A 26,604-nucleotide genomic window follows, 5' to 3' on the forward strand; every position below is an offset into this window, starting at 1 on the left:
CAACCTATCCCAATCGGGACGCGCGCATCCGGGCGGACCGGCACCGGCGGGGACGTGCGGGACAGTCCGCAACGCCGGCGACGACGCGACGGGCCGGCGTCGGGCGGGACCGGGCGAGCGGGACGGGTCAGCGGGCGGAGAAGTCGCCCGCGCCGAACGGGCCGACCACGGCCAGCGACATCGGCCGGCTCAGCAGCTCGGCGGCCAGGGTGTTGACGTCGGCCACCGTGACCGCGTCGACCCGGCCGAGCAGCTCGTCGACCGGCATCAGGTGGCCGTAGAGCAGCTCCCCCTTGGCCAGCCGGCTCATCCGCGAGCCGGTGTCCTCCAGCCCCAGCACGAACGAGCCCTTGCTCATCCCCTTGCCACGGGCCACCTCGGCCTCGGTCAGGCCGTCGGCGGCCACCCGGGCGAGTTCGGCCCGGGTCAGCTCCAGCACCTCGTCGACCTTGCCCGGGGCGCAGCCGGCGTAGACGGCGAAGAGGCCGCTGTCGGCGTACTGGCTGGCGTAGGAGTAGACCGAGTAGGCGAGGCCGCGCCGCTCGCGGATCTCCTGGAACAGCCGGCTCGACATGCCGCCGCCGAGGATGTTGTTGAGCACGCCCAGCGCGAAGCGCCGCTCGTCGAGCCGGTCGATGCCGGGGCAGCCGAGGATGACGTGCGCCTGCTCGGTCTCCTTCGGCTCCACCAGGGTGGTGGCGGGCTTCGTGCGTACGGCCGGGGTGGCCGACCGGTGCGACGCGGGCGTCGCCGGGTCGGTGTCCAGCGGGGTGCCGCGCAGCGCCTGGCGGACCAGCTTGACCACCGTGGCGTGGTCCAGGTTGCCGGCGGCGGCGACGACGATCTGCGGAGCGGTGTAGCGGCGGCGGTAGAAGCCCTGGATCTGCCGCCGGGTCATCGGGGTGACGGTCTCCTCGGTGCCGGAGATCAGCCGGCCCAGCGGGTGGTCGCCGTAGACGGCCCGGGCGAAGAGGTCGTGCACCTCGTCGCCGGGCTCGTCGTCGTGCATGGCGATCTCCTCGAGGATCACGCCCCGCTCGGTCTCCACGTCGGCCGGTTCCAGCACCGAGTCGGCGACCAGGTCGCACATCACGTCGATGGCCAGCGGCAGGTCCTCGTCCAGCACGCGAGCGTAGTAGCAGGTGTATTCCTTGGTGGTGAAGGCGTTGGTCTCGCCGCCCACCGCCTCGATCTCCGAGGAGATGTCCAACGCGCTGCGCTTGTTGGTGCCCTTGAATAGCAGGTGCTCCAGGAAGTGCGCCGCGCCGGCCTGCGGGCCGGTCTCGTCCCGCGAGCCGACCGCGACCCAGACGCCGAACGAGACACTGCGCATCGCCGGGATCGCCTCGGTGAGCACACGCAGCCCGCTGGGCAGCACGGTACGCCGTACCGTGCCGCCCAGCGGGTCGTCGCTGATCGTGCGGGTCACCGCCCGGGCGGCGCCGCCGGAGCGGGCCGCCGCGGTGCTCCGGTGGAAGGCCCCTGCGGGGCCCGGGACGGACGCCACCCCCCGTCGATCCGGCGGAAACGGCGCGCTGACGGCCCGACTCACGTGTTGCTCCCAGATCGACGAGGGGTGGGTGATGCGATGGTGCGGTGCGTCAGCTGCGCCGGGTGCGGCGGCGCGGACGCTCGCCGCCCTCGCCACCCTCGCCGCCGCCCTCGCCGCGCTCGCCGCCGCCCGGGCCACGACCGCCCCGGTCGCCGCCGCGCTCACGGTCGCCCCGGTCGCGCGGAGCCCGGTCGTCCCGGTCCCGGCCGGCCGGACGCTCGCCACCGGCGGCCTCGCCGGCGGCCGGCGCCTCGGCGCCCTCCGGGCGGACCTTGTCCAGGTAGATCTTGCCGCGGGCGTCGATGTCCGCGATCTCGACCTCGACCCGGTCGCCGACGTTGAGGAAGTCCTCGACCCGCTCGACCCGCTTGCCGTCGCCCACCTTGGAGATGTGCAGCAGGCCGTCCCGGCCCGGCAGCAGCGAGATGAACGCGCCGAACGCGGCGGTCTTGACCACCGTGCCGAGGAACCGCTCCCCGGCCTTCGGCAACGTCGGGTTGGCGATCCCGTTGATCCGGTCCACCGCCGCCTGGGCCGACGGGCCGTTGGTGGCGCCGACGTAGATCGTGCCGTCGTCCTCGATGGAGATCTCGGCGCCGGTCTCGTCCTGGATCGCGTTGATGGTCTGCCCCTTCGGGCCGATCACCATGCCGATCTTGTCGACCGGGATCTTGACGGTGGTGACGCGCGGGGCGTACTCCGACATCTCGGCCGGGCCCTCGATCGCCGCCTGCATCACGCCGAGGATGGTCTGCCGGGCCTCGTACGCCTGCTGCAGCGCGGCGGCCAGCACGTCCGACGGGATGCCGTTGAGCTTGGTGTCGAGCTGGAGCGCGGTCACGAACTCCGGCGTGCCGGCGACCTTGAAGTCCATGTCACCGAACGCGTCCTCGGCGCCGAGGATGTCGGTCAGCGTCACGTACTGGGTCTTGCCGTCCACCTCGTCCGAGATGAGCCCCATGGCGATGCCGGCCACCGGCGCCTTCAGCGGCACACCGGCGGAGAGCAGGCCCAGCGTCGAGGCGCAGACCGAGCCCATCGAGGTGGAGCCGTTGGAGCCGAGCGCCTCGGAGACCTGCCGGATGGCGTACGGGAACTCCTCGCGCGACGGCAGCACCGGGATCAGCGCCCGCTCGGCGAGCGCCCCGTGGCCGATCTCGCGCCGCTTCGGCGAGCCGACCCGGCCGGTCTCACCGGTCGAGTACGGCGGGAAGTTGTAGTTGTGCATGTAGCGCTTGCGGTTCTCCGGGGACAGCGTGTCCACCATCTGCTCCATGCGCAGCATGTTCAGCGTGGTGACGCCCAGGATCTGGGTCTCGCCACGCTCGAACAGCGCCGAGCCGTGCACCCGGGGCAGCACGCCGACCTCGGCGGTCAGCGGGCGGATGTCGCGCGGGCCGCGGCCGTCGATACGGACCTGCTCGCGCAGCACCCGGTTGCGCACCTCGGACTTGGTGAGCGACCGGAAGGCGGCGCTGAGCTCCTTCTCCCGGCCCTCGAAGCGACCGCCGAGCTCCTCGGCGACCTTGGCCTTGATCCGGTCGAGGGCCTCCTCGCGGTCGGCCTTGCCGGCGATCTGGAGAGCCTCGGCGACCTCGGCGCGGGCCACGCCGGCCACCGCCTCGTAGACGTCGTCCTGGTAGTCCAGGAACACCGGGAACTCGGCGACGGGCTTGGCGGCCACCTCGGCCAGCTCGGCCTGCGCGCGGCACAGCTCGCGGATCGCCGGCTTCGCGGCCTCCAGGCCGCTGGCCACGATCTCCTCGGTCGGGGCGGTCGCGCCGCCCGCGATCAGGGTCACGGCGTTCGGCGTCGCCTCGGCCTCGACCATCATGATCGCGACGTCGCCGTCCGGCAGCGAGCGGCCGGCCACGACCATGTCGAAGGTGGCCCGGGCCAGCTCCTCCAGGGTCGGGAAGGCGACCCACTGGCCGTCGATGTGCGCGACCCGGGTCGCCCCGATCGGGCCGGAGAACGGCAGGCCGGAGAGCTTGGTCGACATCGAGGCGGCGTTGATCGCCACGACGTCGTAGGGGTGCTGCGGGTCGAGCGCGAGGATGGTCTCGACGACCTGGACCTCGTTGCGCAGGCCCTTGACGAACGACGGGCGCAGCGGCCGGTCGATCAGCCGGCAGGTGAGGATCGCGTCCTCGCTGGGGCGGCCCTCGCGGCGGAAGAACGAGCCGGGGATGCGGCCCGCGGCGTACATCCGCTCCTCGACGTCGACGGTCAGCGGGAAGAAGTCGAACTGCTCCTTCGGCTGCTTGCCGGCGGTGGTGGCGGAGAGGACGACCGTCTCGCCGAGCTGGGCGACGACGGACCCGGCGGCCTGACGGGCCAGCCGGCCGGTGGAGAAGGTGATCTCACGGGTGCCGAAGGACCCGTTGTCGATCACGGCGGTGCGGGATTCGGTGCCGAGGTTGGTCTCGGTCATGGTGCTGTCGTGCTCCTTCGCATCAGGGGCCCACGACGCGGGGAGCTGCTCAGACGGCCGGTCTTCGATCGAAGCGCCCGGGTGGCCGGCGCAATGCCGGGGTGCCCGGGGGCCACTACCGGAGACCGGTACGCTGACCGGCTCCCGTTCTCGGGTGGTCGCGCGGCCCGGTTTTCGTGTGGTGGCGAAGCGGGGGAGCGGCCCGGTCGGGCCACTCCCCCGTCACGTCACCGGCGCAGACCGAGCCGCTCGATGAGCGACCGGTAGCGGTTGATGTCCTTCTTCTGGACGTAGTTGAGCAGCCGACGGCGGCGGCCGACCAGCAGCAGCAGCCCACGGCGGCTGTGGTGGTCGTGCTTGTGCACCTTCAGGTGCTCCGTCAGTTCGGCGATCCGCTTGGTGAGGACCGCGACCTGCACCTCCGGCGAACCGGTGTCGCCGTCGGCGGTCGCGTACTCCGCGCGGATCTTGGCCTTGGCTTCCTGGTCGAGCGCCATGTTCTCCCTGTTTCGTGGGTTGTTCGATGATGTCCGTCGGATCGGTCAGTGGACCGGAAACGGACCGGTACCTCGCACCCGCGGCGTCGTGCAGGCACGCGAGGCCCCACGTCGGTCAGCCGACGTCCCCGCCAGACTACCAGCCCTGCCGGACGGCGGCCTGTCAAGGGCCGCGACGCGGTCAGCCGAGCACGCGCCGGGTCCGCTCGACGTCCTGGTTCATCTGGGCGATCAACGGCTCGATCGCGTCGTAGCGGATCTGCCCGCGCAGGTGCGCCACGAAGTCCAGCGCCAGCCGCTCGCCGTAGAGGTCGCCGGTGAAGTCGAGCACGTACGCCTCCACCCGCCGCTCCCGGCCGGAGAAGGTCGGGTTGGTGCCGACCGACACCGCCGCCGCCAGGGGCTCGGCGTGGCCCCGGCGCACCAGCCGGGCGGCGTAGACGCCGTCGGCGGGCACCGCCGCGTACCGGTGGCAGAGCAGGTTGGCGGTGGGGAAGCCCAGCTCGCGGCCGCGCTGGTCGCCGCGGACCACCACGCCCTCCACGCGGTGCGGGCGGCCGAGCGCGGCGGCCGCCGCCGTCACGTCCCCCGCGTCGACGCAGGAGCGGATGTACGTGGAGGAGTAGACCGTCCCCGCCTCGGCGACCAGCGGGGCGCCCTCGACGGCGAAGCCGAAGGTGCGGCCGAGCCGCTCCAGCAGCGCCACGTCACCGGCGGCCCGGTGCCCGAAGCGGAAGTTGTCCCCCACCACGACCAGCGCGGCGTGCAGGTGCTCGACCAGGATGTCGTGCACGAACGCCTCGGCGGGCAGCCGGGAGAACTCCGGGGTGAACGGCACCACGCAGAGCACGTCCACGCCGAGCGCCTCGATCAGCTCGGCCTTGCGGGCGGTCTCGGTGAGCACCGCCGGGTGCGAGCCGGGGCGCACCACCTCGGCCGGGTGCGGGTCGAAGGTCACCACCACCGACTGCACGCCCAGCTCGCGAGCCCGGGACACGGTGTGCCCAATGGTCGCCTGGTGTCCCTTGTGCACGCCGTCGAAGACGCCGATGGTGACGACCGACCGCCCCCAGCCACCTGGCGCCGCGTCGTACCCCCGCCACCGCTGCATGCCGCTCCTCCCCTGCCTTTCCGGCGGCCCGCACCGGCCGCCGCCCTTCGCCCCGTCAGGCGGGGGCGAGCACGATCTCCGCGCGGGCCCGGCCGTCCCGCTCGCTGACGATAGCGATCAGGCCGCCGTCCGGGCCGAAGACCGCGTAGGGGCCGGCGATTCCCACCGGGTCGAGCGGCCCGCCGTGGGAGAGGACCTTCGCCTCGTCGGCCCCGGCGTCGCGGCGCGGGAAGAACCGGTCGGCCGCCGCCGCCAGCGGCAGGTTCACCACCTCGGGGGCGCGCTCCTCCAGCTGGTCGAGGGTGGCGGCCTCCGCGAGGGGGAAGTTCCCGACGGCGGTACGGCGCAGCGCGGTCAGGTGCCCGCCCACCCCGAGCGCCAGGCCCGCGTCCCGGGCGATGGCCCGGATGTACGTCCCGGAGGAGCAGGTCACGTCGATGTCCACGTCGACGACGTCGGGCGCGTCGCGGCGCACCGCCAGCAGCTCCAGCCGGGACACGGTGACCCGACGGGCGGGCAGCTCGACGCTCTCCCCCTCGCGCACCCGCTTGTACGCCCGCTGCCCGTCGACCTTGATGGCGCTGACCGCGCTCGGCACCTGGTCGATCTCGCCGGTCAGCGCGGCCAGGGCCGCCCGGATCGCCTCGTCGGTCACCTGACCGGCCGGGGTGGTGGCGATCACGTCGCCCTCGGCGTCGTCGGTGACGGTGGCCTGGCCGAGCCGGACGGTGGCCGTGTAGCTCTTGTGCGCGCCGATCACGTAGGTGAGCAGGCGGGTGGCCCGCCCGACCCCGATCACCAGGACGCCGGTGGCCATCGGGTCGAGGGTGCCGCCGTGCCCCACCCGACGGGTCCGGGCCAACCGGCGGATCCGCGCCACCACGTCGTGCGACGTCATGCCGCCGGGCTTGTCGACCACGATCAGACCGTCTGTGCTCACGACACCCAAGCCTGCCAGACCGGGTCGGACGCCCCGCCGCCGCCGTACCTGGTCGGGTGGACGGCCGGCGCCGCGTCCACCGGCGCCCCACGGCCACGCCGAGCGACGACGTCTACGGTCCGAACCGGCGGCCCGGCGACGGCGAGAGCTGCTGACCGGGGGCGGCAGCGGTGCGGAGGCTCAGCGCACCGCACCGGTCACGACCCAGCCCCCGGAGCGCAGCCGCAGCAGCAGGGCGACCAGCCGGACCACCACGAACAGCGTCAGCCCTGCCCAGATGCCGCCGAGGCCGAGGTCGAGCCCGTAGGTCAGCCAGATCGCGGGCAGGAAGGCACCGAGCGCGGCCACGATGGTGAGGTTGCGCAGGTAGCGGACGTCGCCCGCGCCGATCAGCACGCCGTCGAGGGCGAACACGACACCGGCCAGCGGCAGCATCGTCACGAACCACGGCCAGGCGAGCATGGCCTGCTCGCGTACCTGCGGATCGGAGCTGAACCAGCCGGGGACCACGCCGGCGCCGGCGGCGACGAGCACGGCGAACGCCACGCCGCAGACGCCGCCGAGCAGCCCGATCCGGCGGGCCAGGTCCCGGGCGGCGGCGTCCTCGCCGGCCCCGAGCGCGGCGCCGATCAGGGACTGGGCGGCGATGGCGAGCGCGTCGAGCACCAGGGCGGTGAAGAACCACAGTTGCAGGGCGATCTGGTGCGCGCCCACGGCGGCGGCCCCGAAGCGGGCGGCGACGGCGGTGGCGGAGAGGAAGCTGGCCTGGAACGCGACGCCCCGGATCAGCAGGTCCCGGCTGAGCGCCAACTGCTGCCCGATCAGCCGGGGGTGGGGCCGCAGCGAGACCCGTTCGGCGATCAGCGCCCCGACGAAGAGCGCCCCGCAGATGGTCTGGGCGACCACGTTGGCCACGGCGGAGCCGACCAGGCCCAGCCCGACCGGATAGACCAGCAGCGGGCAGAGCACGGCGGAGAGCACGTTCGGGCCGAGCACGAACACCAACGGGCGGCGCATGTCCTGCACGCCGCGCAGCCAGCCGTTGCCGGCGGCGGCGAGCAGCAGGCCGGGCGCGCCGAGCGCCGCGACCCGCAGCCACTGCGCGGCGGCGTCGGTCACCTCGCCGGGGCTTCCGACGAGGGTACGCGCCAACGCCCCGCCGCCGACCTGCATGCCGAGCGCGACCAGCACCCCCACCCCGAGGGCCAGCCAGGACGCCTGGACGCCCTCGGCGACGGCGGACGCCCGGTCGCCCGCCCCGAACCGCCGGGCCGACCGCCCCGTGGTGCCGTACGCGACCACCGTGCCGAGCCAGGCGATGAGCGTCAGCACGGTGCCGCCGACGGCCAGGGCGGCCAGCGGCACCCGGCCGAGGTGCCCCACCACCGCCGTGTCCACGAGCACGTAGATCGGTTCGGCGGCCAGCACCACCAGCGCCGGCAGGGCCAGCGCGGCGATCCGGCGGGGCGCGACCGCTCGCGGCCCGAAGGCGAGGGATTGGCTCATCGCCGCCGATCCTGGCACGGACGAGTAAGGATCGCAAGCCGACCGATCACTTACCGGGAGCCAGCTGGACGACGCTCACAGCACCGAGCAGAAGCACTCCCCCGACGACCATCGGCACGGAGAGCGACTCGCCGACGAGCCAGACCGCGAGCAGCACGGCGGTGAGCGGCTCCGCCAGGGTGACCAGCGCGGCGGCGCTGCCGGTGACGGCGCGCAGCCCGGCATAGAACAGGGCGTACGCCACCGCCGTGGTGACCACCCCGAGGTGGACGAGCAGGCCGATCGGCGCGAGCCGGGCCGGGACGCCGATCCCCTCGGCCAGCGCGACCGGGGCCAACGTCAACGCGCCGACCACTGCGGACACGGTGGTGAGCGTCATCGTCGCGACGCGTCGCGCGGCGTGCCGGCTCAGCACGGTGCTGGCGGCGTAGCCCACCCCCGAGCCGAACGCCGCGAGCAGACCGAGCAGCGGACGCGGCGCGGTCGCGCCCGGATCCCCGACCGACACCGTGATCAGCACGAGGCCGGCGACGCCGGTCACCAGGGCGCCCAGCATGGTCCGCCCGGGCAGCCGCCGCGCGCGCAGCGACTCCCACCCGAAGATGAGGACGGGGGCGATCCCCAGGCTGACCACGGTGGCCACCCCGACACCGCCCGCCGCGACCGCGAGGAAGTACAGCGCCTGGTAGCCCCCGAGCCCGACCCCGACCCCGACGAGGGCCACCGGTTGCGACCGCAGCGCCGCGAGCACCGGGCCCAGCCGGTGCGCCACCAGGGCGACCAGCACCAGCGCGCCGATGGCGAGGCGGTAGAAGCCGATGCCCGTCGGGGTGAGCGTGGTGGACTCGCGGACGAGTTGCACCGCGACACCGGTGGTGCCCCAGAGCACGGCGGCGCCGGTGACGTAGAGCAGCCCCCGGCGGGCGCCGACGCTCGGCGCGGGCCGGAGGCGGCGCGGGGTGGACGTGGACGTGGACGACGGCAGAGAAGACGATCGGGTCACGGGTGCGCTCCAGGCAGGATCGGGCCGCTGACAGGGTCGACGTCAGTCGGAGCGCACACACGACGGACAGGCGGCGGGCGATTCCACCCGGGCCCTGCGGGGAGGGCGCCGTTCAGGCGGACCGCCCGGCGAGTGGACCGGCGGCCATCCCGCAGGGGGAGGCGGGCCGGTGGCGTGGCGCTCCGGTCAGGAGCGCGGCGGGGGCAGAACGCCCCGGAACAACCTCATGCCCGCACCCTAGCGAGAGCCGCCCCGGCACGGCTCGGCATTTGCGGGTGGCGTGGCCGGGGGCACGGCCTGGACGTCTCGTCGAGCAGGTCGCCCCGCTCGACGGTGACGTCGCGGGCGACGGGCGGAAGCGTGGAGACGCGGACGCTCAGGCCGGGGGCAGGGAGTCGAGCCAGCGGCGTACCTCGGCGCGGCTGCGGAGCCGGACCACCGGGGGCGCCGGCGAGTGCGTGGCGACCGCGGTGAGCAGCCGGGGACGGGACCGGCGGGGATAGCGCCACACGTACCGGAGGAACTCGACGTCGATCGTCTCCGGGCAGCCGGGCGGGAGGTCGGGACGGCCCGTGGCGCGGTGCGCCCAGCGGCGGCGCAGCACCCGGCCGAGACAGAGCAGCCGGCCGAGGTCGCAGAAGACCAGCAGGTCGGCGCGGGGCAGGCGCAGGTCGAGCGTGCCGCCGTAGTTGCCGTCCATCACCCAGGCCGGCCGGTCGGCGAGTTCGGCGACCGTGGCCCGCCAGCGGGCGTCGCCCAGGGCCACCCAGCCGGGCTGCCAGTAGTGCCGGTCGAGGTGGATCAGCGGAAGGTCGAGCCGGCGGGCGACCTCACGCGAGAGGGTGCTCTTACCGGCGCCCGCGCTGCCGACGATGAGGATCCGGCGCATGCGGGGAACCGTAACGGTCCACCGGGTTGGACGATAAGTCGTTTCCTGGCCAGGGTCGACGGACGCCCGCGACCGGAGGCCGGGGCCGGGTGGGCGGTGACGCTGTCGGCGCGGGACGCCGGCGGCGTCACCGCCGGTCGGCGTCGGTCACTGACGGGTGTCCATGGACGTCTGCAGCGCGCGGCGCATCTGCTCGCGGGCCTCGTCGGTGGTCTGCGGCTTGGGCTTGCTCGGCATGGTGGTCCCCTTCCAGGGCGTGGGCCGCCGGCGAACGGCAGCCCTCACGGGCGGTCGTGCTGAGCGCCCGTGAGCGGCCCGGGGTCACCGGAGCGGCTGTGGGCAGCGGAAGCCCGGGTCGGTCCGACCCTGGAGGGAAGCGCCACCGGGTGTGGCGACACCGCCCACGGCCAGCGCCGCCACACGACGCCGGCCGATTCCCAAGCTATCGTTCAGGTCCACATACTGCCCATGGTTCCCGCGATTTGGACTCGCGTTCGCGGCCGGGGCCGCCGCGGCACGGGCCCCGGAGGATGCGGGGCACGCGGTCAGCGGGCCAGGAAGTGCCAGCCCAGCCACCACCAGAAGCCGAACAGGCCGATCCGGCCGACCGGCACCGGGCCCACCTCGTAGCGCATCACGTAGGCGCAGACCTCGCCGAGCGTGGGGATCCGCGAGCCCTCGCGGCGGGCCGCCCACTCGACGGCCGCGAAGAACACCAGGGAGGCCAGGAAGCCCCCGATGGCCAGCATCCGCATCATCGCCGCACCAGCCCCCAGAACGCCGAAAGCCAGCCCAGCCAGACCGCCGAGCGGACCAGTTGGTCCTCCAGCAGCGGATCGGCCAGCCGCGAGAAGGTGGGAAAGTCGTCCCCCGCCGCCAGCACGAACGTGGTCCCCTCGAAGACCCCGAAGACCACCACCGGCAGGGCCCACCAGGCCGCCGGGGCGCCCAGCCGGCGTGGCGCGGGCCGCCGGGGCACCCGGTTGCTCAGGCCCAGCCAGATCAGCACCCCGCCGGTGCCGAGGGTCCAGAGATTGGCCTCGGTCGAGAAGGACGGGAACCGGCCGCCGACCAGCGAGAGGCAGACGAGCACCGGCACGGTGACGGCGGGACGGTCCCAGGCGCGGGGCGCCTCGACGGTGAGGTCGTGGGGCTGTTCCATCCCGCGATTCTCCCCGTACTCGCCGGAACCGGGAAGACGGACACTCCCCGAGCTCACCCTGATCTTCCCGCGCCGGGCCCTTTCCGGATCAGTGCCGGCCGGGGCCGGTCAGCGCGCCGTCGAGCTCCGCGCGGATGCGGTCGACGACCTCGTCGACAGTCCCCGAACCCGTGAAGCCGGCGGCGAAGCGGTGCCCGCCGCCGCCCAGCGCGACCGCCACCCGGCTGACGTCGACCGCGCCCTTGCTCCGCATCGACACCGCCCAGTCGCCGGCCGGCGTCTGCTTGACCACGCAGCTCACGTCGGCCTCGGCGGTGCACCGGACCGAGTCGATAAGCGCCTCCAACACGTACGGGCGCTGGTCGTGCCGGGCCAGGTCGTCCTGTGTCGCGTACGTCCACACCAGACCGTGCCCGGCGGCCCGGGCGGGTTCCAGGCGGGCCCGGCCGAGCACCTCGCCGAAGAGGCGGACGGCGCCGAACGGCCGGGTGTCGAAGATCCGGCGGGAGATGTCACCGGGCCGGATGCCGGTCGCCAGCAGGCGGGCCGCCAGCTGGTGCACCGCCGGGGTGGTCGCCTCGAACCGGAAGGAGCCGGTGTCGGTGCTCAGGGCGACGTAGAGGCACTCCGCGATCCCGGCGTCCAGCCCGACGCCGAGCCGGGCGAGCAGCCCCTCCGCGACCACCGAGGTGGCCGCCGCGTGCGGGTCCACCAGGTTGATCCGGCCAAAGCGGGTGTTCGACGCGTGGTGGTCGAGCACCAGCGCCTCGCCGGCGGTCTCCAGCCGGTCGACCAGGTCGCCGAGGCGCGACTCGCTGGCCGCGTCGAAGCAGATCACCAGGTCCGGGTCCGGGTACGCCTCGGTCGCCGGCACCAGCAGGTCGAGACCGGGCAGCCCACGGAACGGCTCCGGCACCTCCGGCGGGCCGGGGAAGGTCGCCTGCATCCGCCGCACACCCAGCCGACGCAGCCCAAGCCCGAAGCCGAGCATGCTGCCCAGCGCGTCCCCGTCCGGGTTGACGTGGCAGATCAGCAGCACCCGCCCGTCCGGCGGCAGGTCCCGCACGGCCGCGACGCCGGCGGCCCAGTCCGCCTCGGTCGGGTTGGAGTCGACGGGTGGCGGCGCCTCGGCGAGGGCGCCACCGGTCGTGCCGCCGGAGGGCTCGGTCACCGGGGGTCCCCACCCCGGGGCGGGGTCTCGTCGGCGTCGCGTGCCTCGTCGGCGTCGCGTGCCTCGTCGGCGTCCTCGTCCTCGTCCAGCCGGTACGGCTGGGGTTCGCCCGCGTACTCGGCCCGGGCAGCGATGCGCTGCACCTCGGCGTCGGCGTTGCGGGCCTGGGCGAGCAGGTCGTCGATGTGCTTGACCTGGTCCTGCACGTCGTCCAGGACGAAGGTCAGCGTCGGCGAGTGCCGCAGCCCGAGCGCCTTGCCGACGGTGCTGCGCAGCATGCCCTTGGCGCTCTCCAGCGCCGCCGCCGTGCCCGCCTGGGCCGCCGCGTCGCCGAGCACCGTGTAGAAGACGGTCGCGTCGCGCAGGTCGGCGGTGATCCGGGCGTCGGTGATGGTGATCATGCCGAGCCGGGGATCCTTGATCTGGCTTCGCACCACCGACGCGACCAGTTCACGCACCCGCTCCGCGTGCCGGCGTACCTTGGCCGGATCCGACATCTTCGCCACCTCCACGGCGTCCCGCTCCCGGCCGTCGTCCGGCGACGCGGAGCGCCCCGGAGCCGACGGCCCAACAACCCGAACACTACCCGCGCGGCCACCCGCGCCGCGCGGCGCCGGCTCCGTCCCGGCTTCCGACGGACAGGCGCCGCCGGGTCAGTCCTCTTCGCCGTACAGCCGTCGGCGCACCGAGAGCAACTCGGTCTCCGGCCGACCGGCCACCAGGCGCTCGCAGGAGTCCAGCACCTCGCGGACGTGCGACGCCTCGGCGGCCACCACGGCCACGGCTATCTCGGCCCGACCGTGCAGGTCGAGCGCTCCCACTTCGGCGGCCGAGACCTCGAAGCGGCGCAGCGCCGCCACGATCGGCCGTACGTATGATCTCTTGGCCTTGAGCGACCGGGAGTCGCCCGGCAGCAGCAGGTCGAAGACCGCGGTTCCGGTGAACATCGCCCCGGACGATACCCGCAGGGCCCCCCACATGATCAAGGGGTTTACGCCTTTCGGCGCAAACCCCTCGATCAGTGGTTCACCGGATCAGGCGCGAACCTTCTCGCGCATCTCGAAGGTCTCGATGATGTCGCCGACCTGGACGTTGTTGTAACCACCCAGGGTCAGACCACACTCGAAGCCCTCGCGCACCTCCGTGGCGTCGTCCTTGAACCGCTTGAGCGAGCTGACGGTGAGGTTGTCCGCCACCACCGACCCGTCCCGCAGCAGGCGCGCCTTGGCGTTGCGCCGGATGATGCCCGACCGGACGATGCAGCCGGAGATGTTGCCGATCTTGGACGAGCGGAAGACGTCGCGGATCTCCGCGGTGCCCAGCTCGACCTCCTCGTACTCCGGCTTGAGCAGGCCCTTGAGCGCCGCCTCGATCTCCTCGATGGCCTGGTAGATCACGGTGTAGTACCGGATCTCCACAGCCTCGCGGTCGGCGATCTCGCGGACCTTGTTGGCGGCCCGCACGTTGAACCCGATGATCGTGACCGGCTCGGACGACGCGCTCGCGAGCATGACGTCGCTCTCGGTGATCGCGCCCACGCCCCGGTGGATGATCCTGAGCTGGACCTCCTCCGGGATGTCGAGGTTGAACAGCGCGTCCTCGAGGGCCTCCACGGAACCGGAGACGTCGCCCTTGAGCACCAGGTTGAGCGAGGTCTTCTCGCCCTCCTTGAGCTGCTCCATGAGCGTCTCGAGGGTGGCCCGGCCGCGGGAGTTGGCGAAGGACGCCGCCCGCCGCCGTGCCTGCCGCTGCTCGGCGATCTGGCGCACCGTGCGGTCGTCCTCGGCCGCCAGGAACGTGTCGCCGGCACCGGGCACCGCGGTCAGACCGAGCACCAGGACCGGACGGGCCGGACCTGCCTCGGCGACCTGGTTGCCGTTCTCGTCGAGCATCGCCCGGACCCGGCCGTGCGCCCCACCGGCGACGATGGAGTCGCCCGCCCGCAGGGTGCCCTTCTGCACCAGCACCGTCGCCACCGCACCGCGGCCCTTGTCCAGGTGCGCCTCGATGGCCACACCCTGCGCCGGCCCGTCGATCGGAGCGGTCAGCTCCAGCGACGCGTCGGCGGTCAGCAGGACCGCCTCGAGCAGCTCGTCGATGCCGATGCCCGGCTTCGCCGCCACGTTGACGAACATGGTGTCGCCGCCGTACTCCTCGGCGACCAGGCCGTACTCGGTCAGCTGCTGGCGGACCTTGTCCGGGTTCGCCTCCGGCTTGTCGACCTTGTTGACCGCCACCACGATCGGCACGTCGGCCGCCTTGGCGTGGTTCAACGCCTCGATCGTCTGCGGCATGACACCGTCGTCGGCCGCGACGACGAGCACCACGATGTCGGTGACCTGGGCACCACGGGCACGCATGGCGGTGAACGCCTCGTGACCCGGGGTGTCGATGAAGGTCACCGCGCGGTCCTCGCCCTCGTGCGGCACGTGGACCTGGTAGGCACCGATGTGCTGGGTGATGCCACCCGCCTCGCCGGCCACGACGTTCGCCTTGCGGATCGCGTCGAGCAGCTTGGTCTTACCGTGGTCGACGTGACCCATGACGGTCACCACCGGCGCACGGTCGACCAGGCGGTCCTCCGCGACCTCGGCGTCGAGGTCGATGTTGAACTGCGCGAGCAGCTCGCGGTCCTCGTCCTCCGGGCTGACGATCTGCACGTTGAAGCCGAGGTGCTCACCCAGCAGGAGCAGGGTGTCGTCGGAGCACGACTGGGTCGCCGTGACCATCTCGCCCAGGTTGAACATCTCCTGGACCAGCGAACCCGGGTTGGCGTTGATCTTGTCGGCGAAGTCCGACAGCGAGGCGCCACGGGAGAGCCGGACGACCTGACCCTGACCTCGGGGGGCACCCGAGCTCATGGTCGGGGCCGACAGGTTGTCGAACTCCTGTCTGCGCTGCTTCTTGGACTTGCGACCGCGCGTCGGCCGGCCACCCGGACGCCCGAAGGCACCCGCGGCACCGCCGCCACGGCCACGACCGCCACCACCCGGACGACCGCCGCCGCCGGCCGGAGCACCCGGACGGAAACCGCCGCCCGGCGCGCCACCGCCGCCGCCACCGGGACCGCCACGGTAGCCACCGCCACCGCCGCCGCCACCGGGACCGCCGCGGAAGCCACCGCCACCGCCGCCGCCACCGGGACCGCCGCGGAAGCCACCGCCACCGCCGGCGCCACCGGGACGACCCGCGCCGCCACCGGGGCCGCGACCGGCGCCACCGGGGCCGGGGCGACCGGTGGCGGGACGCTGGCTCGGCATGGAGGCCGGGCTCGGACGGGGCGGCATGGAGGCCGGGCTCGGACGCGGCGGCATGCCGGCCGGGCTGGGCCGGGGACCACCCGCACCGGCGGCCGGGGGCCGCTGCTGCTGCTGGCTGCCCTGGATGCCGAACGGGTTGTTACCGGCGCCGCGCGCCGGCGGACGCCCGCCCGGACGACCACCCGGACCCGGCGCTGGCGCGCCGGGACGACCGGCGGCCGGGGAACCCGGGCGGGGCGGCATGGCACCCGGACCCGGTCGGGGACCGGGACGGTTGCCACCGTCCGCCGGGGGCTCCCGGCGGACGTTCTCACGCTGCTGCTGCCGAGCGGCCTGGGCGGCCTTGACCGCCGCCTCCTGCTCGGCCTTCAGCGCGGCGGCACGCGCCTCGGCGGCCGCCACCTCGATGTCGTGGGCACTCGCCGGCTTGGCGACCGGGGCCGCGGGCTGCGGCGGACCGGGCACCGGGCCCTTGGGCTTGGGACCGGGCGTCGGCGCGGCCGGCCGCCGGGGCGGCATCGGCTTGGCCGAGACCCGGGGCCCACCGGGGGCCGGGGAGGGCGTCGGGGTCGGGGTCGGCGCCGGGGCGGCCGCCGGTGGGGCGGCCGGTGCCGGAGATCCGGCGGAGGCGACGAATGCGCTACGCAGCCGTCGGGCGACGGGCGCCTCGACGGTGCTGGACGCGGACTTCACGAACTCGCCCATCTCCTTGAGCTTGGCGAGAACGGTCTTGCTTTCGACCCCGAGCTCTTTTGCAAGCTCGTGTACGCGGGCCTTACCTGCCACTGCACTCCTCACTCCGAGGTCGTGCGGGCAGCACCCGCAGCGACCTCACTCGTGCACTTGAAGCCTGGTCATTTCAGGGACTTCATCGTGTGCTCATGTCGGTCGTCCTACCTTGCTAGCGACCCTCGCCCGGTCGGGCTGACCGGACGTAGTGGTTGGCGCATCGACGTGCTCCGCAAGCTCACCGTGGTCGGGGACCCCGGTGATGCGCAGCGCACGCCCGAAAGCGCGTCGCCGCACCGCTTGCGCGAAGCAGGCCGGATCCGGGTGCATGTTCGCTCCCCGACCCGGCAGCCTGCGGGCCGGATCGGGCCGAAGGCTGTGACCAGCCTCGTCGCCGACCGCGACGATCCGCAGCAATTCGCTGGCCGGCGCACGTCGTCGGCAACCCACACAGGTGCGTTCCGGCAGCGCGCGTCGTACCACTGGAGAAAGTCTACCCCTAGGCGCCCGAGATCGCGCCGCCCGGCTCCGGGACGTGATCAGCTCCGCCCCGGCCGGTGGCACCGGACTGCTCGGCGTCGGACCGGATGTCGATCCGCCAACCGGTCAACCGGGCAGCAAGTCGGGCGTTCTGCCCCTCCCGGCCGATGGCGAGGGAGAGCTGGAAGTCCGGCACGGTCACCCGGGCGGTGCGGGTGGCCAGGTCGACCACCTCGACCCGCAGGGCCTTGGCCGGCGACAGGGCGTTGCCGACGAACGTCGCCGGGTCGTCCGACCAGTCGATGATGTCGATCTTCTCGCCGTGCAGCTCGCTCATCACGGCACGTACCCGCTGCCCCATCGGACCGATGCAGGCGCCCTTGGCGTTGACGCCCTGGGTGGTGGAGCGGACCGCGATCTTCGTGCGGTGACCCGCCTCACGTGCGATCGCGCCGATCTCGACCGTGCCGTCGGCGATCTCCGGCACCTCGAGCGCGAAGAGCTTCTTGACCAGCGCCGGGTGCGACCGGGAGAGGGTGATCTGCGGCCCGCGCATCCCCTTGGCCACGTGCACCACCACGCAGCGGATCCGCTCGCCGTGCACGTAGCGCTCGCCGGGCACCTGCTCGGACTGGGGCAGGACGCCCTCCAGCTTGCCGAGGTCGACGCTGACGATGCCCTTCTCGCTGCGCGCCTCGTGCGCCTGCACCACGCCGGTGACCAGGTCACCGTCGCGGCCCACGTACTCGCCGAAGTGCACCTCGTCGGTGGCCTCCCGCAGCCGCTGGAGGATCACCTGCTTGGCGGTCATGGCGGCGATCCGGCCGAAGTCGTGCGGGGTGTCGTCCCACTCCCGTACGACGGCGCCGTCGTCGTCCAGCTCCTGCGCGTAGACCAGGGCCGCGCCGGACTTGCGGTCGATCTCCACCCGGGCGTGCGACTCCGCACCCTCGGTGTGCCGGTAGGCGGTCAGCAGCGCGGTCTCGATCGCCGCGAGGATCGTGTCGAACGGGATCTCCCGCTCGCGCTCGAGTGCGCGCAGCGCCGCGAGGTCGATGTTCACCTCTCCTCGTCCTCCACATCATCTTCGTCGTCGAAGTCGTCGGTGTCGTCCATGTCGTCGGGTTCGTCCGTCTCCTCGATCTCGTCGAGGCGGTGGAACTCGACCTGCACCCGGCCGGGGCCGAGCTCTGCGTACGTCCATACGGCGCGGCCGGCGTCGGTCTCCAGCACCACGCGCTCGTCGTCGGCCTCGACCACCCGGCCGGTGACCTGCCGGTCGCCGGTGGGCTGCCCGGCCTGCTGGCCGGTCGGGGCGCCCGCGCCGCGGGCGGTCACCTTCACCAGCCGGCCGACGTTGCGCCGCCAGTGCCGGGGCAGGGTGAGCGGCCGGTCCACGCCGGGGGAGCTGACCTCCAGCTGGTACTCCCCGGCGACGATGTCGCCCCCGGCCTCCTCGGCCGCGTCGAGGGCCGCGGAGACGGCCCGGGAGACCACGGCGACGGCATCCAGGTTGATCCCGCCGTCGGCGTCCACGATCACCCGCACCACGTGCCGCCGGCCGGCGCGGGACACGGAGAGGTCCTCCAGGTCGTAACCGGCGCCGGCGACCACCGGCTCGATCACCTCACGCAGCCGGGCCCGCCGGGCGGCGAGGTCGCCGCGCGGGCCGCCGGCACGCTCCCCGCCCCGTGGGGCGTCGGCGCGTCGGGGTCTCCCCGCCGGACCCGTCGACCTCGTGGCACGGCCACGCTGCGTCATCTCCGCACCCTCCTGCTGATCGACGGCACCCGGTCGGCCGCCATGCCGGCACGCCACCGGAGCTGACGCGCCGGTGGCTGCGCAGAGCGTAACGCGCCCGCCGCGTGCCGGGCCGGGCGGCGCACCGACGCCGATCGCCCACGTACGGCCGGTGATGGTGTTGACTTGTCCGGTGGCGACGGGCAGAACGACACGACGCGGCGAGACGACCGGGCATTCCCGGCGCAAGGTGCTGCGCGCCGGGGCTCTCCTGGCGCTCGGCGGGGCGGCGGCGCCGCTGACCGGCTGCGGCCTCCTCGACCGCGACGACGAGCCCACCCCGGGGCCGGATCCGCTCACCCCGCTGCTCGACGAGTCGCTCCGGCTCGCCGCCGGGCACCGGGACGCCGCCGCCGCGCACCCCGCGCTCGCCGGCCTGCTCACGCCGATCGCCGAGGCGCACCGCGCGCACGCGGCCGAACTGGCCCGGGTCGTCGGCGTACCGCTGCCCTCGGCGTCCGCCGCGGCCACGCCCGCCGCGCCGGGCGACCCGGCGGCGGCGCGGGCCGCGCTGCGCGAGGACGAACGCGCCGCCCGGGAGGCGGCGACCAGGGCCTGCGCGGCGGCGCCGGCCGAACGGGCCGCGCTGCTCGCCTCGATCGCCGCCGCCCGGGCCACGCACGTGGAGGCGTTGCGGTGACCGCGCCGACACCGTCGGGTCCGGCCGGGGCGCTGGGCGCGGCGCTCTCCGCCGAGTACGCCGCGATCTGGGCGTACGGGCCCATCGGGGTACGCCTCACCGGCGCCGCCCGCAACGCCGCGAAGGAGGCGGAGGCCGCGCACCGGCGCCGCCGTGACGACCTGATCGTGCAGCTGAGCGCCGCCGGCGGGAACGTCCCGCCGGACCGGGCCGGCTACACGCTGCCGTTCCCGGTCACCGACCGGGTGAGCGCGCTACGGCTGGCCGTCGAGGTGGAGGAGCGCACGGCCGCGTTCTGGCGGGCGGCGGTGCCGGCCACCAGCGGCGCCGACCGGGACAGGGCCCTGGCCGCCCTGGTCGAGTACGCCCTGCGGGCCACCCGCTGGCGGCGGACGGCCGGGATCACCCCGCTGACGGTGCCGTTCCCGGGCCGCCCCGCCTGATCGGCGGCCCCTCGGCGCCTGCTCCGGTTGCGGGTCGCATACCAGGTATGCATACTCCGTTGCCATGTCCATCCGTCACGGGCTGCTCGCCCTGCTCGAACGCGGCCAGATGTACGGCTACCAGCTCCGCGCCGCGTTCGAGGAGTCGACCGGTTCGACCTGGCCGCTCAACATCGGGCAGGTCTACACCACCCTGTCCCGCCTGGAACGGGACGGGCTGGTCCGGTCGCTGCCCGAGAGCGAGACGGGACAGCGCCCGTACGAGATCACCGACGCCGGGCGGACGGACCTGGCCCTGTGGTTCGCCACCCCGATCAGCCGCACCGACCGGCCCCGCGACGAGCTGGCGATCAAGCTCGCCCTCGCGCTGACCACCCCCGGGGTGGATGTCCGGTCGGTGGTGCAGACCCAGCGCAGCGCGACCATGCGGACGTTGCAGGAGTTGACGCGGTTGAAGTACGCCAGCGACCGCCCCGAGGACCTGCCGTGGCGGCTGGTGCTGGACGCCATGGTCTTCCAGGCCGAGGCCGAGGTGCGCTGGCTGGACCACTGCGAGAGCAGCCTCGTGCGCTACCGTCCGGCGGAGCCCGGCCGCGTCCCGACGACGCCTGACGAGGCGGTGGACCGGGCGGACGAGGAGGCGCGACGGTGAGCACGGGGAACCGGCCGGCGGACGGCAGCCCGGGCACGCCAGTGCTGGACGTGCGTGACGTGCACCGCACCCACGGCGCCGGCGCGGCGGCCGTGCACGCGCTGCGCGGGGTGAGCCTCGCCGTGCGCGCGGGGGAACTCGTCGCCGTGATGGGACCGTCCGGCTCGGGGAAGTCGACGCTGCTCGCCCTGGCCGGCGGGCTGGACGGCCCGACCGCGGGCGAGGTGTACGTGGAGGGCGAGCCGCTCGGCGCCCTGGACCGGCGGCGACTGGCCCAGGTGCGGCGCCGCCGCATCGGCTACGTCTTCCAGGACCTCAACCTGCTCGGCAGCCTCAGCGCCGTGGAGAACGTCGCCCTCCCCCTCGAACTCGACGGCACCGGCGTGCGGCGGGCCCGCCGCCTGGCGCTGGACGCGCTGGCCGAGGTGGGCCTGACCGAGCTGGGCGACCGGTTCCCCGACCAGCTCTCCGGCGGGCAGCAGCAGCGGGTGGCCATCGCCCGCGCGCTCGTCGGGGAGCGCCGGCTGGTGCTCGCCGACGAACCGACCGGCGCGCTGGACTCGCAGACCGGCGAGGCGGTGCTGCACCTGCTGCGCCGGCGGGTCGACGCCGGGGCCGCCGCCGTGCTGGTCACCCACGAGGCGCGGCACGCCGCCTGGGCCGACCGGGTGGTCTTCCTCCGCGACGGGGTCCTGGTCGACACGACGGCCCCGCTGGGCAGCGTGGAGCAGCTGCTGAGCGGCAGCGGTCGGTGAGCCCGGGCCGGGGCGGCCGACTCGCCCGGGCGGCCGGCTCCTGGTGGGCCGCGCTGCGCATCGCCCGGCGGGAGGCCCGGCGGGCCCGGGGGCGTACGGCGCTGGTACTGGCGATGATCACGCTTCCGGTGCTGGTGCTGACCTTCACCGCGGTGAGCTGGCGGATGTCCGAGCTGACTCCCGCCGAGCGGACCGACCGCCAGCTCGGGGCGGCCGACGCGGAGCTGGGCTGGATGGTGCGGCAGCCGATCGTGCAGAGCGCCTGGGGCGACGCCTGGCAGGCCGACCGGGAGGACGCGCCCCCGGCCGGGGTCGTCACCGCCGAGCAGGTCACCGCCCTGCTGCCGGCCGGGAGCCGGGTGGTCCCGCTGCGCCGCTGGGTGTCGTTCGACGCCCGGGTCGGCGAGCGGATCGACGACACGATCGTGGGACGCGCCGTCGACCTCACCGATCCGCTCGGGCGGGGGCTGGTCCGGTTCCACTCGGGGCGGGCGCCGGCCGGGCCGGACGAGATCGCGGTCAGCCCGGCGGCGCTGCGCCGCCTCGACGCCCGCCTCGGCGGCATCGTCACCTCCGGCGACGGCGCCCGCTCCTGGCGGGTGGTCGGGGTGGCCGAGTACCCCGACGACCTGGGCGCGGTGGTGACGCTGCACCCGTCGGAAGGGCGGATGGAGACCGAGCCGGACACGAGCTGGCTGGTCGACCTGCCCGGGCCCCCCGACGAGGGACTGTTCCGCCGGCTCAACGGGCACGGCATCCTGGTCCACGCCCGCACTCCCGCCCCCGCGTCGGACCTCGTCGCGTTCGGACCGGACGTCCGACTTCCGATGGACGTGGAGGGGATGAGCGTCTCGGTGCTCGTCGGCGGGCTGGGGCTGCTGGAGGTGGTGCTGCTCGTCGGGCCGGCGTTCGCGGTCGGCGTACGGCGGCGACGGCGGGACCTCGCGCTGGTGGCGGTGGCCGGCGGCGACGACGCCCACCTGCGCCGGATCGTGCTGGCCGACGGCGTGGTGCTGGGCGCCCTCGGCGCCGCCGTCGGGGTCGCGCTGGGCGTCGCCGCCGCGTTCGCCGGGCGCCCGCTGGTGGAGCAGCACCTCTTCGGCGCACGCTTCGGCGCGTACCGCTGCTGGCCGGAGGCCCTCGCGGCGATCGCGGCCGTCGCGGTGCTGGCCGGGGTGCTGGCCGCGCTGGCCCCGGCCTGGACGGCCGCCCGGCAGGACGTGGTGGCGGGGCTCGCCGGCCGGCGCACCCCGCCCGGGCACCGGCGACGCTGGCTCACCGCCGGGGTGGCCCTGGCCGTCGGCGGGGCCGCGGTGGCCGCGTTCGGGGCGGCCCGGACCGCGCCGGCGGTGATCCTCGCCGGCCTGGTCCTCGGCGAACTGGGGTTGGTCTTCGCCACCCCGACCCTGGTCGGGCTGCTCGCCCGCCTCGGACGGTCGCTGCCGCTGGCGCCCCGGATCGCGCTGCGCGACGCCAGCCGCAACCGGTCGTCCACCGCCCCGGCGATCTCCGCCGTGATGGCGGCCGTCGCCGGGAGCGTCGCCATCGGCGTGTACCTGGCCAGCGACGACGCCCGGTCGGCCACGATGTACCGGCCCGCCCTGCCGGCCGGCACCGTGCTGGTGACCAGCCACGGCCCGAACGAGCCGCCCGCCCTGCCCCGGGTCGCCGAGGCGGCCCGCGCCCACCTGGGGGTGCGGGCCGTGGCGCCGCTCGCGGAACCCGGGTGCGGCGGCCCCGACACCGACCCGTGCGTGGTCTCGCCGGTGCTGCCGGTCGAGCGCGCCTGCCCGTGGACGCCCGGCGACCGGCTCAGCCCGGCGCAGCAGCGCCGGGCCCGCGCGGACGCCCGCTGCACGGTCCCGGAGGACCACCTCGGCGGGTACTTCCACGTGGTGGTGGACGACGGTGCGGCGCTGCCGGTGCTCACCGGCGCCGCCCCCGCCGAGGTCGCCGCCGCCACCGCCGTGCTGCGGGCCGGGGGCGCGGTGGTGACCGATCCGCGCTACGTGCGCGACGGGCGGGTCGACGTCAGGGTGACCCGCCCCGGGCAGGCCCGGCCCGACACCCCGACCAGCACCACCGTCGCCGGGTACCCGCTGCCCACCGGGCTGGGCGCGCACCGGCTGCTGCTCTCCCGGCCCGCCGCCGAGCGGCTCGGGCTGACCGTCCGCCCGCTCGGCTGGGCGATCACCGCCGACGGCGTGCCCGACGAGGACCGGCAGAACCGGTTCGTCGCCGCCGTACGCCCGCTCGGCGCGCAGGTGGAGATCGAGCGGGGTGCCCTGGCGGACACGGGACGGCCGCTGCTGCTCCTGCTGGCCGCCGCGGCCGGGGTGATCACCGTGGGCGCCGCCGGCATCGCCACCGGGCTGGCCGCGGCCGAGGGGCGGGCGGACCTGTCCACCCTCGCGGCGGTCGGCGCCGGCCCGGGGCTGCGTCGGCTGCTCTCGCTCTGCCAGTCCGGGGTCATCGCCGTGCTGGGCTCCGCGCTCGGCATCGTCGCCGGCCTCGGCTCCGCGTCGATCATCCTGACCGCCCTCAACCGCCGTTACGCCGGCCTGTGGCCGGTCGCGGAGCCGTACCCGGTGGTCATTCCCTGGACCACGCTCGGCGTCCTGGTGGTGGTGCCGCTGGTCGCGATGCTCGGCGCGGGCCTCTTCACCCGGTCCCGCCTGCCGGTCGAGCGACGTCTCGACTGACGGGCCGGGAGCGGGCACACTGGTCGCCGTGCCCGTGCTGGGAGCCCTGACCCGCCGTGTCGGTCACCACCGCTGGTTCGGCGCCGCCGTCCGCCTGCTCGTCCCCGCCGACCGGATGGTGGGGCGGCTCACCCGGGGGCGGGTGGTCGCGCTCGGGCTCATCCCGTCGCTGGTGATCACGACCACCGGCCGCCGCTCCGGCAAGCCGCGCAGCAATCCGCTGCTCTACGTGCCCGACGGCGACGCGTACGTGGTGGTCGGCTCCAACTTCGGCCAGACCCACCAGCCCGGCTGGGCGATGAACCTGCGCGCCGATCCCGCCGCCGAGGTGGCCGTCAAGGGCCGCCGCGTCCCGGTGCGCGCCCAGGTCGCCACCGGCGCCGAACGGGACCGCCTCTGGACGCTGCTGGTCACCGAGTGGCCCGCCTACCGGACGTACGCCCAGCGGGCCGGCGGCCGGGAGATCCTCGTCTTCCGGCTGGTGCCCACCGGGCGCGGCGTGCCGGGCGGGCCGACCGGGCGCGAATAGGCTGGTGCGGTGACCGGCGCCGACGGCGAACCCCACTCCGACGATCCACGGTGGGCGGTGGCCGAGCGGGTCGCCGACGCCGCGCGCCGGCGGTTCCCGGCCGACGTGCTGGCGGTCGCGGTGCACGGGCCGCTCGCCCACGGCGACGACGACGGCGGCGGGGACGGCGAGGTCGGGCTGCTGGTCGTGACGTACCGGCCCGGCGGCGGACCGTCCCCGGCGACCCGGCGGGTCGACGGCGTGCTGGTCGACCTGACCGTGGCCGGCGCGGACGACTACCTGCGCCAGGCCCGGGTGATCTCCCCGCTCTGGCCGTTGACCGCCGACCGCTACGTCAGCACCCGGGCGCTGCACGACCCCACCGGCTGGCTGCGCACGCTGCGCGACGAGCACCTGGGCCGGCTGGCCCGGGCCCGGCCGGCCGAGTTCAGCACGGCGGCCCGCCGGGCCTGGTACCGGGGCGGCGCGGCGCACGCCCGGGCCGCCCGGCTGGCCGAGTGGTACGAGACCGACCAGGCGCTGCTGATGCTCGGCGAGGCACGGCTGGCGGCGGCCACGGTCGCCGGCCTGCTCAGCCGCACCTACTTCCGCGACCCGGGCGACGCGGTGCGCCGGACCGGCCTGGCGGGCGCGGACATGACCGAGGTGGGCGTCGTCCTGGCCCGCCAGGCGGACGAGCTGGCGGCCCGGGGCCGCCCCGTCGACGGCACGGTCGACGACCTGCTCGACGGCTGAGGAGGCCCCGCGCTCAGCCGAGCCCGCCCTGCACCCCGATGAGGGTGCCGACGAGGTACGTGGCGCCGGCCGCCGCCGCGCCGAGCAGGAGCTGACGCAGACCGCCGGACCACCAGGACCGGGCGGTGAACCGGGCGACCACCGCCCCGGCCACGAAGAGCCCGAGCCCGCCGACCGCGAGCGCCAGCCACAGGCTCGTCGCGCCGAACAGGTACGTCAGCAGCGGCACCAGCGCCCCGACCGAGAAGAACAGGAACGACGAGATCGCGGCCGCCCAGGGGCTGGGCTGCTCGTCGGGGTCGACGCCGAGCTCCTCCCGTACGTGCACCCGCAGGGCCTCGTCCGGGTTGCGGCGGACGGCCTGGGCGACCTCCATGGCCAGGTCGCGCGGCAGTCCCCGGGCGACCCACGCCTCGGCCAGCTCGCGCGCCTCGGCCTCGGGGTGCCGCTCCAGCTCGCGACGCTCCTTGGCGACCTCGGCCGCCACCTGTTCGTTCGCCGAGCGGACGCTGGTGTACTCCCCCAGCCCCATCGAGATGGCGCCGGCCACCAGGCCTGCCACGCCGGTGAGCACGACGCTGCGGGGCGACACCCCGCCACCCGCCACCCCGGCGATCAGGGCGATGTTGGTGACCAGCCCGTCCATCGCCCCGAAGACGGCGGGGCGCAGCCAGCCGCCGGAGACGTCCGCGTGGTGCGCCTCACGCAGCGCCGCCGGGGTGTCCGTCACGGCAGCGTCAGGATCTCGTGCCCGTCCTCGGTCACCACGATGGTGTGCTCGAACTGGGCCGTCCACCTGCGGTCCTTCGTCACCACGGTCCAGCCGTCGTCCCACATGTCGTACTCGTGGGTGCCGAGGGTGATCATCGGCTCGATGGTGAAGGTCATCCCCGGCTCCATCACGTCCGTGGGGCGGGGGCTGTCGTAGTGCGGCACGTAGAGTCCGCTGTGGAACGCCTCGCCGATCCCGTGGCCGGTGAAGTCGCGGACGACGCCGTAGCCGAAGCGCTTCGCGTACGACTCGATGACCCGACCGATCACGTTGATCTGGCGGCCCGGGGCGACGGCGCGGATGCCGCGCATCATCGCCTCGTGGGTCCGCTCGACCAGCAGCCGGGCCTCCTCGCTGACCTCGCCCACGCAGAAGGTGGCGTCCGTGTCGCCGTGCACCCCGTCGAGGTACGCGGTCACGTCGACGTTGATGATGTCGCCGTCGGCGAGCACGGTGGAGTCGGGGATGCCGTGGCAGATCACCTCGTTGAGGCTGGTGCAGCACGACTTCGGGAAGCCCCTGTAGCCCAGCGTCGACGGGTACGCGCCGTGGTCGCAGAGGAACTCGTGCACGACCCGGTCGATCTCGTCGGTGGTCACGCCGGGCTTGCAGTGCTCGCCGGCGAGCTGGGTGGCCTGCGCCGCGAGCCGACCGGCGACCCGCATCTTCTCGATGGTCTCCGGCGTCTGCACGTGCGAGCCGCGCCACTCCTGCGGACGCTTCTTGCCCACGTACTCCGGGCGGACGATGTGGGCGGGCACGGGCCGCAACGGGGTGAGCGTGCCGGGGGTCAGCGGCGCACGGACGGTCATGACGCGAGTTTATCGCCGCGCGCGGTGGTG

26 protein-coding genes are annotated in these 26,604 nt (G+C 74.7%); 7 read left to right on the top strand and 19 right to left on the bottom strand.

The annotated features are described in order from the left end of the window. Positions 1-127 precede the first annotated feature (127 nt). From DER29_RS03715 to rimP, 17 genes are all read right to left on the bottom strand, one after another. The gene (locus DER29_RS03715; RefSeq protein WP_121398981.1) at positions 128-1,552 is read right to left on the bottom strand and encodes a pitrilysin family protein; all 1,425 of its coding nucleotides are present in this window, start codon (positions 1,550-1,552) and stop codon (positions 128-130) included. Between the two features lie 49 nt (positions 1,553-1,601). Then, positions 1,602-3,986: a polyribonucleotide nucleotidyltransferase gene (locus DER29_RS03720; RefSeq protein ID WP_121396037.1), complete on the bottom strand. Its 2,385-nt coding sequence runs from the start codon at positions 3,984-3,986 to the stop codon at positions 1,602-1,604. A gap of 227 nt (positions 3,987-4,213) precedes the next feature. Further along, positions 4,214-4,483, bottom strand: a complete 270-nt coding sequence (gene rpsO, locus DER29_RS03725) for a 30S ribosomal protein S15 (RefSeq protein ID WP_121396038.1) — start codon at positions 4,481-4,483, stop codon at positions 4,214-4,216. A gap of 181 nt (positions 4,484-4,664) precedes the next feature. Continuing rightward, positions 4,665-5,594 (bottom strand): bifunctional riboflavin kinase/FAD synthetase, encoded by a 930-nt coding sequence (locus DER29_RS03730; RefSeq protein ID WP_121396039.1) that lies wholly within the window; start codon positions 5,592-5,594, stop codon positions 4,665-4,667. A gap of 55 nt (positions 5,595-5,649) precedes the next feature. Beyond that, the gene (gene truB / locus DER29_RS36170; RefSeq protein WP_121396040.1) at positions 5,650-6,534 is read right to left on the bottom strand and encodes a tRNA pseudouridine(55) synthase TruB; all 885 of its coding nucleotides are present in this window, start codon (positions 6,532-6,534) and stop codon (positions 5,650-5,652) included. Positions 6,535-6,714: 180 nt separating this feature from the next. Then, on the bottom strand, positions 6,715-8,040 hold the full coding sequence (locus tag DER29_RS03740; protein WP_121396041.1) for an MATE family efflux transporter: 1,326 nt from the start codon (positions 8,038-8,040) through the stop codon (positions 6,715-6,717). Positions 8,041-8,086: 46 nt separating this feature from the next. Continuing rightward, positions 8,087-9,043 (bottom strand): DMT family transporter, encoded by a 957-nt coding sequence (locus DER29_RS03745; RefSeq protein ID WP_233599629.1) that lies wholly within the window; start codon positions 9,041-9,043, stop codon positions 8,087-8,089. Positions 9,044-9,419: 376 nt separating this feature from the next. Beyond that, positions 9,420-9,932 carry an adenylate kinase gene (locus DER29_RS03750; protein WP_233599630.1) on the bottom strand — a complete coding sequence of 171 codons (513 nt, stop codon included), beginning with the start codon at positions 9,930-9,932 and terminating at the stop codon, positions 9,420-9,422. A 545-nt stretch (positions 9,933-10,477) separates the two neighbouring features. Further along, positions 10,478-10,687 (bottom strand): DUF6186 family protein, encoded by a 210-nt coding sequence (locus DER29_RS03755; protein WP_199729397.1) that lies wholly within the window; start codon positions 10,685-10,687, stop codon positions 10,478-10,480. Next, on the bottom strand, positions 10,687-11,094 hold the full coding sequence (locus tag DER29_RS03760; protein WP_121396043.1) for a hypothetical protein: 408 nt from the start codon (positions 11,092-11,094) through the stop codon (positions 10,687-10,689). Before DER29_RS03760 ends, DER29_RS03755 begins: the two co-directional genes overlap by 1 nt. Before the next feature lie 88 nt (positions 11,095-11,182). Further along, positions 11,183-12,160, bottom strand: coding sequence for a bifunctional oligoribonuclease/PAP phosphatase NrnA (locus DER29_RS03765; protein ID WP_233600005.1), 978 nt, complete (start codon positions 12,158-12,160; stop codon positions 11,183-11,185). 101 nt (positions 12,161-12,261) lie between these two features. After that, on the bottom strand, positions 12,262-12,762 hold the full coding sequence (gene rbfA, locus DER29_RS03770; RefSeq protein ID WP_121398986.1) for a 30S ribosome-binding factor RbfA: 501 nt from the start codon (positions 12,760-12,762) through the stop codon (positions 12,262-12,264). A gap of 156 nt (positions 12,763-12,918) precedes the next feature. Further along, complete coding sequence (locus DER29_RS03775) at positions 12,919-13,212, bottom strand: DUF503 domain-containing protein (protein ID WP_101414636.1); 294 nt, start codon at positions 13,210-13,212, stop codon at positions 12,919-12,921. Positions 13,213-13,299: 87 nt separating this feature from the next. Beyond that, positions 13,300-16,311: a translation initiation factor IF-2 gene (infB, locus tag DER29_RS03780; protein ID WP_121396045.1), complete on the bottom strand. Its 3,012-nt coding sequence runs from the start codon at positions 16,309-16,311 to the stop codon at positions 13,300-13,302. 93 nt (positions 16,312-16,404) lie between these two features. Continuing rightward, entirely contained in the window at positions 16,405-16,737 is a 333-nt protein-coding gene (locus DER29_RS03785; protein WP_121396046.1) for a YlxR family protein, read from the bottom strand. 16 nt (positions 16,738-16,753) lie between these two features. Beyond that, positions 16,754-17,797 (bottom strand): transcription termination factor NusA, encoded by a 1,044-nt coding sequence (gene nusA, locus DER29_RS03790; protein WP_121396047.1) that lies wholly within the window; start codon positions 17,795-17,797, stop codon positions 16,754-16,756. Beyond that, a complete protein-coding gene (rimP, locus tag DER29_RS03795; protein ID WP_121396048.1) occupies positions 17,794-18,495 on the bottom strand; it encodes a ribosome maturation factor RimP in 702 nt (233 codons plus the stop codon). Before rimP ends, nusA begins: the two co-directional genes overlap by 4 nt. Positions 18,496-18,724: 229 nt before the next feature. Between rimP and DER29_RS03800 the strand changes: the two genes are divergently transcribed. From DER29_RS03800 to DER29_RS03830, 7 genes are all read left to right on the top strand, one after another. Then, on the top strand, positions 18,725-19,174 hold the full coding sequence (locus tag DER29_RS03800) for a hypothetical protein (RefSeq protein WP_121396049.1): 450 nt from the start codon (positions 18,725-18,727) through the stop codon (positions 19,172-19,174). Continuing rightward, entirely contained in the window at positions 19,171-19,617 is a 447-nt protein-coding gene (locus tag DER29_RS03805) for a ferritin-like domain-containing protein (protein ID WP_121396050.1), read from the top strand. Before DER29_RS03800 ends, DER29_RS03805 begins: the two co-directional genes overlap by 4 nt. A gap of 64 nt (positions 19,618-19,681) precedes the next feature. Next, the gene (locus DER29_RS03810) at positions 19,682-20,269 is read left to right on the top strand and encodes a PadR family transcriptional regulator (RefSeq protein ID WP_121396051.1); all 588 of its coding nucleotides are present in this window, start codon (positions 19,682-19,684) and stop codon (positions 20,267-20,269) included. After that, complete coding sequence (locus DER29_RS03815; protein WP_233599631.1) at positions 20,266-21,024, top strand: ABC transporter ATP-binding protein; 759 nt, start codon at positions 20,266-20,268, stop codon at positions 21,022-21,024. Before DER29_RS03810 ends, DER29_RS03815 begins: the two co-directional genes overlap by 4 nt. Then, on the top strand, positions 21,021-23,726 hold the full coding sequence (locus DER29_RS03820) for an FtsX-like permease family protein (protein WP_121396052.1): 2,706 nt from the start codon (positions 21,021-21,023) through the stop codon (positions 23,724-23,726). The genes DER29_RS03815 and DER29_RS03820 overlap by 4 nt, the downstream gene beginning before the upstream one ends. 28 nt (positions 23,727-23,754) lie before the next feature. Then, positions 23,755-24,255, top strand: a complete 501-nt coding sequence (locus DER29_RS03825; protein WP_121396053.1) for a nitroreductase/quinone reductase family protein — start codon at positions 23,755-23,757, stop codon at positions 24,253-24,255. A 9-nt stretch (positions 24,256-24,264) separates the two neighbouring features. Then, the gene (locus DER29_RS03830; protein ID WP_121396054.1) at positions 24,265-24,990 is read left to right on the top strand and encodes a nucleotidyltransferase domain-containing protein; all 726 of its coding nucleotides are present in this window, start codon (positions 24,265-24,267) and stop codon (positions 24,988-24,990) included. 13 nt (positions 24,991-25,003) lie between these two features. On the opposite strand, the gene DER29_RS03835 is transcribed toward DER29_RS03830, so the two are convergent. After that, positions 25,004-25,720, bottom strand: coding sequence for a VIT1/CCC1 transporter family protein (locus tag DER29_RS03835; protein WP_121396055.1), 717 nt, complete (start codon positions 25,718-25,720; stop codon positions 25,004-25,006). After that, positions 25,717-26,574 (bottom strand): type I methionyl aminopeptidase, encoded by an 858-nt coding sequence (gene map / locus DER29_RS03840; RefSeq protein WP_121396056.1) that lies wholly within the window; start codon positions 26,572-26,574, stop codon positions 25,717-25,719. Before map ends, DER29_RS03835 begins: the two co-directional genes overlap by 4 nt. Positions 26,575-26,604 lie beyond the last annotated feature (30 nt).

Source organism: Micromonospora sp. M71_S20 (genome assembly GCF_003664255.1).
Classification (GTDB): domain Bacteria; phylum Actinomycetota; class Actinomycetes; order Mycobacteriales; family Micromonosporaceae; genus Micromonospora.

What these genes read in the sequence shown, in the direction of transcription:
- DER29_RS03720 (WP_121396037.1), bottom strand. Translation starts at nt 3,986, where the DNA reads ATGACCGAGACCAACCTCGGCACCGAATCCCGCACCGCCGTGATCGAC.
- rpsO (WP_121396038.1), bottom strand. Translation starts at nt 4,483, where the DNA reads ATGGCGCTCGACCAGGAAGCCAAGGCCAAGATCCGCGCGGAGTACGCG.
- DER29_RS03730 (WP_121396039.1), bottom strand. Translation starts at nt 5,594, where the DNA reads ATGCAGCGGTGGCGGGGGTACGACGCGGCGCCAGGTGGCTGGGGGCGG.
- DER29_RS03740 (WP_121396041.1), bottom strand. Translation starts at nt 8,040, where the DNA reads ATGAGCCAATCCCTCGCCTTCGGGCCGCGAGCGGTCGCGCCCCGCCGG.
- DER29_RS03750 (WP_233599630.1), bottom strand. Translation starts at nt 9,932, where the DNA reads ATGCGCCGGATCCTCATCGTCGGCAGCGCGGGCGCCGGTAAGAGCACC.
- DER29_RS03755 (WP_199729397.1), bottom strand. Translation starts at nt 10,687, where the DNA reads ATGCGGATGCTGGCCATCGGGGGCTTCCTGGCCTCCCTGGTGTTCTTC.
- DER29_RS03760 (WP_121396043.1), bottom strand. Translation starts at nt 11,094, where the DNA reads ATGGAACAGCCCCACGACCTCACCGTCGAGGCGCCCCGCGCCTGGGAC.
- rbfA (WP_121398986.1), bottom strand. Translation starts at nt 12,762, where the DNA reads ATGTCGGATCCGGCCAAGGTACGCCGGCACGCGGAGCGGGTGCGTGAA.
- DER29_RS03775 (WP_101414636.1), bottom strand. Translation starts at nt 13,212, where the DNA reads ATGTTCACCGGAACCGCGGTCTTCGACCTGCTGCTGCCGGGCGACTCC.
- rimP (WP_121396048.1), bottom strand. Translation starts at nt 18,495, where the DNA reads ATGACGCAGCGTGGCCGTGCCACGAGGTCGACGGGTCCGGCGGGGAGA.
- DER29_RS03810 (WP_121396051.1), top strand. Translation starts at nt 19,682, where the DNA reads ATGTCCATCCGTCACGGGCTGCTCGCCCTGCTCGAACGCGGCCAGATG.
- map (WP_121396056.1), bottom strand. Translation starts at nt 26,574, where the DNA reads ATGACCGTCCGTGCGCCGCTGACCCCCGGCACGCTCACCCCGTTGCGG.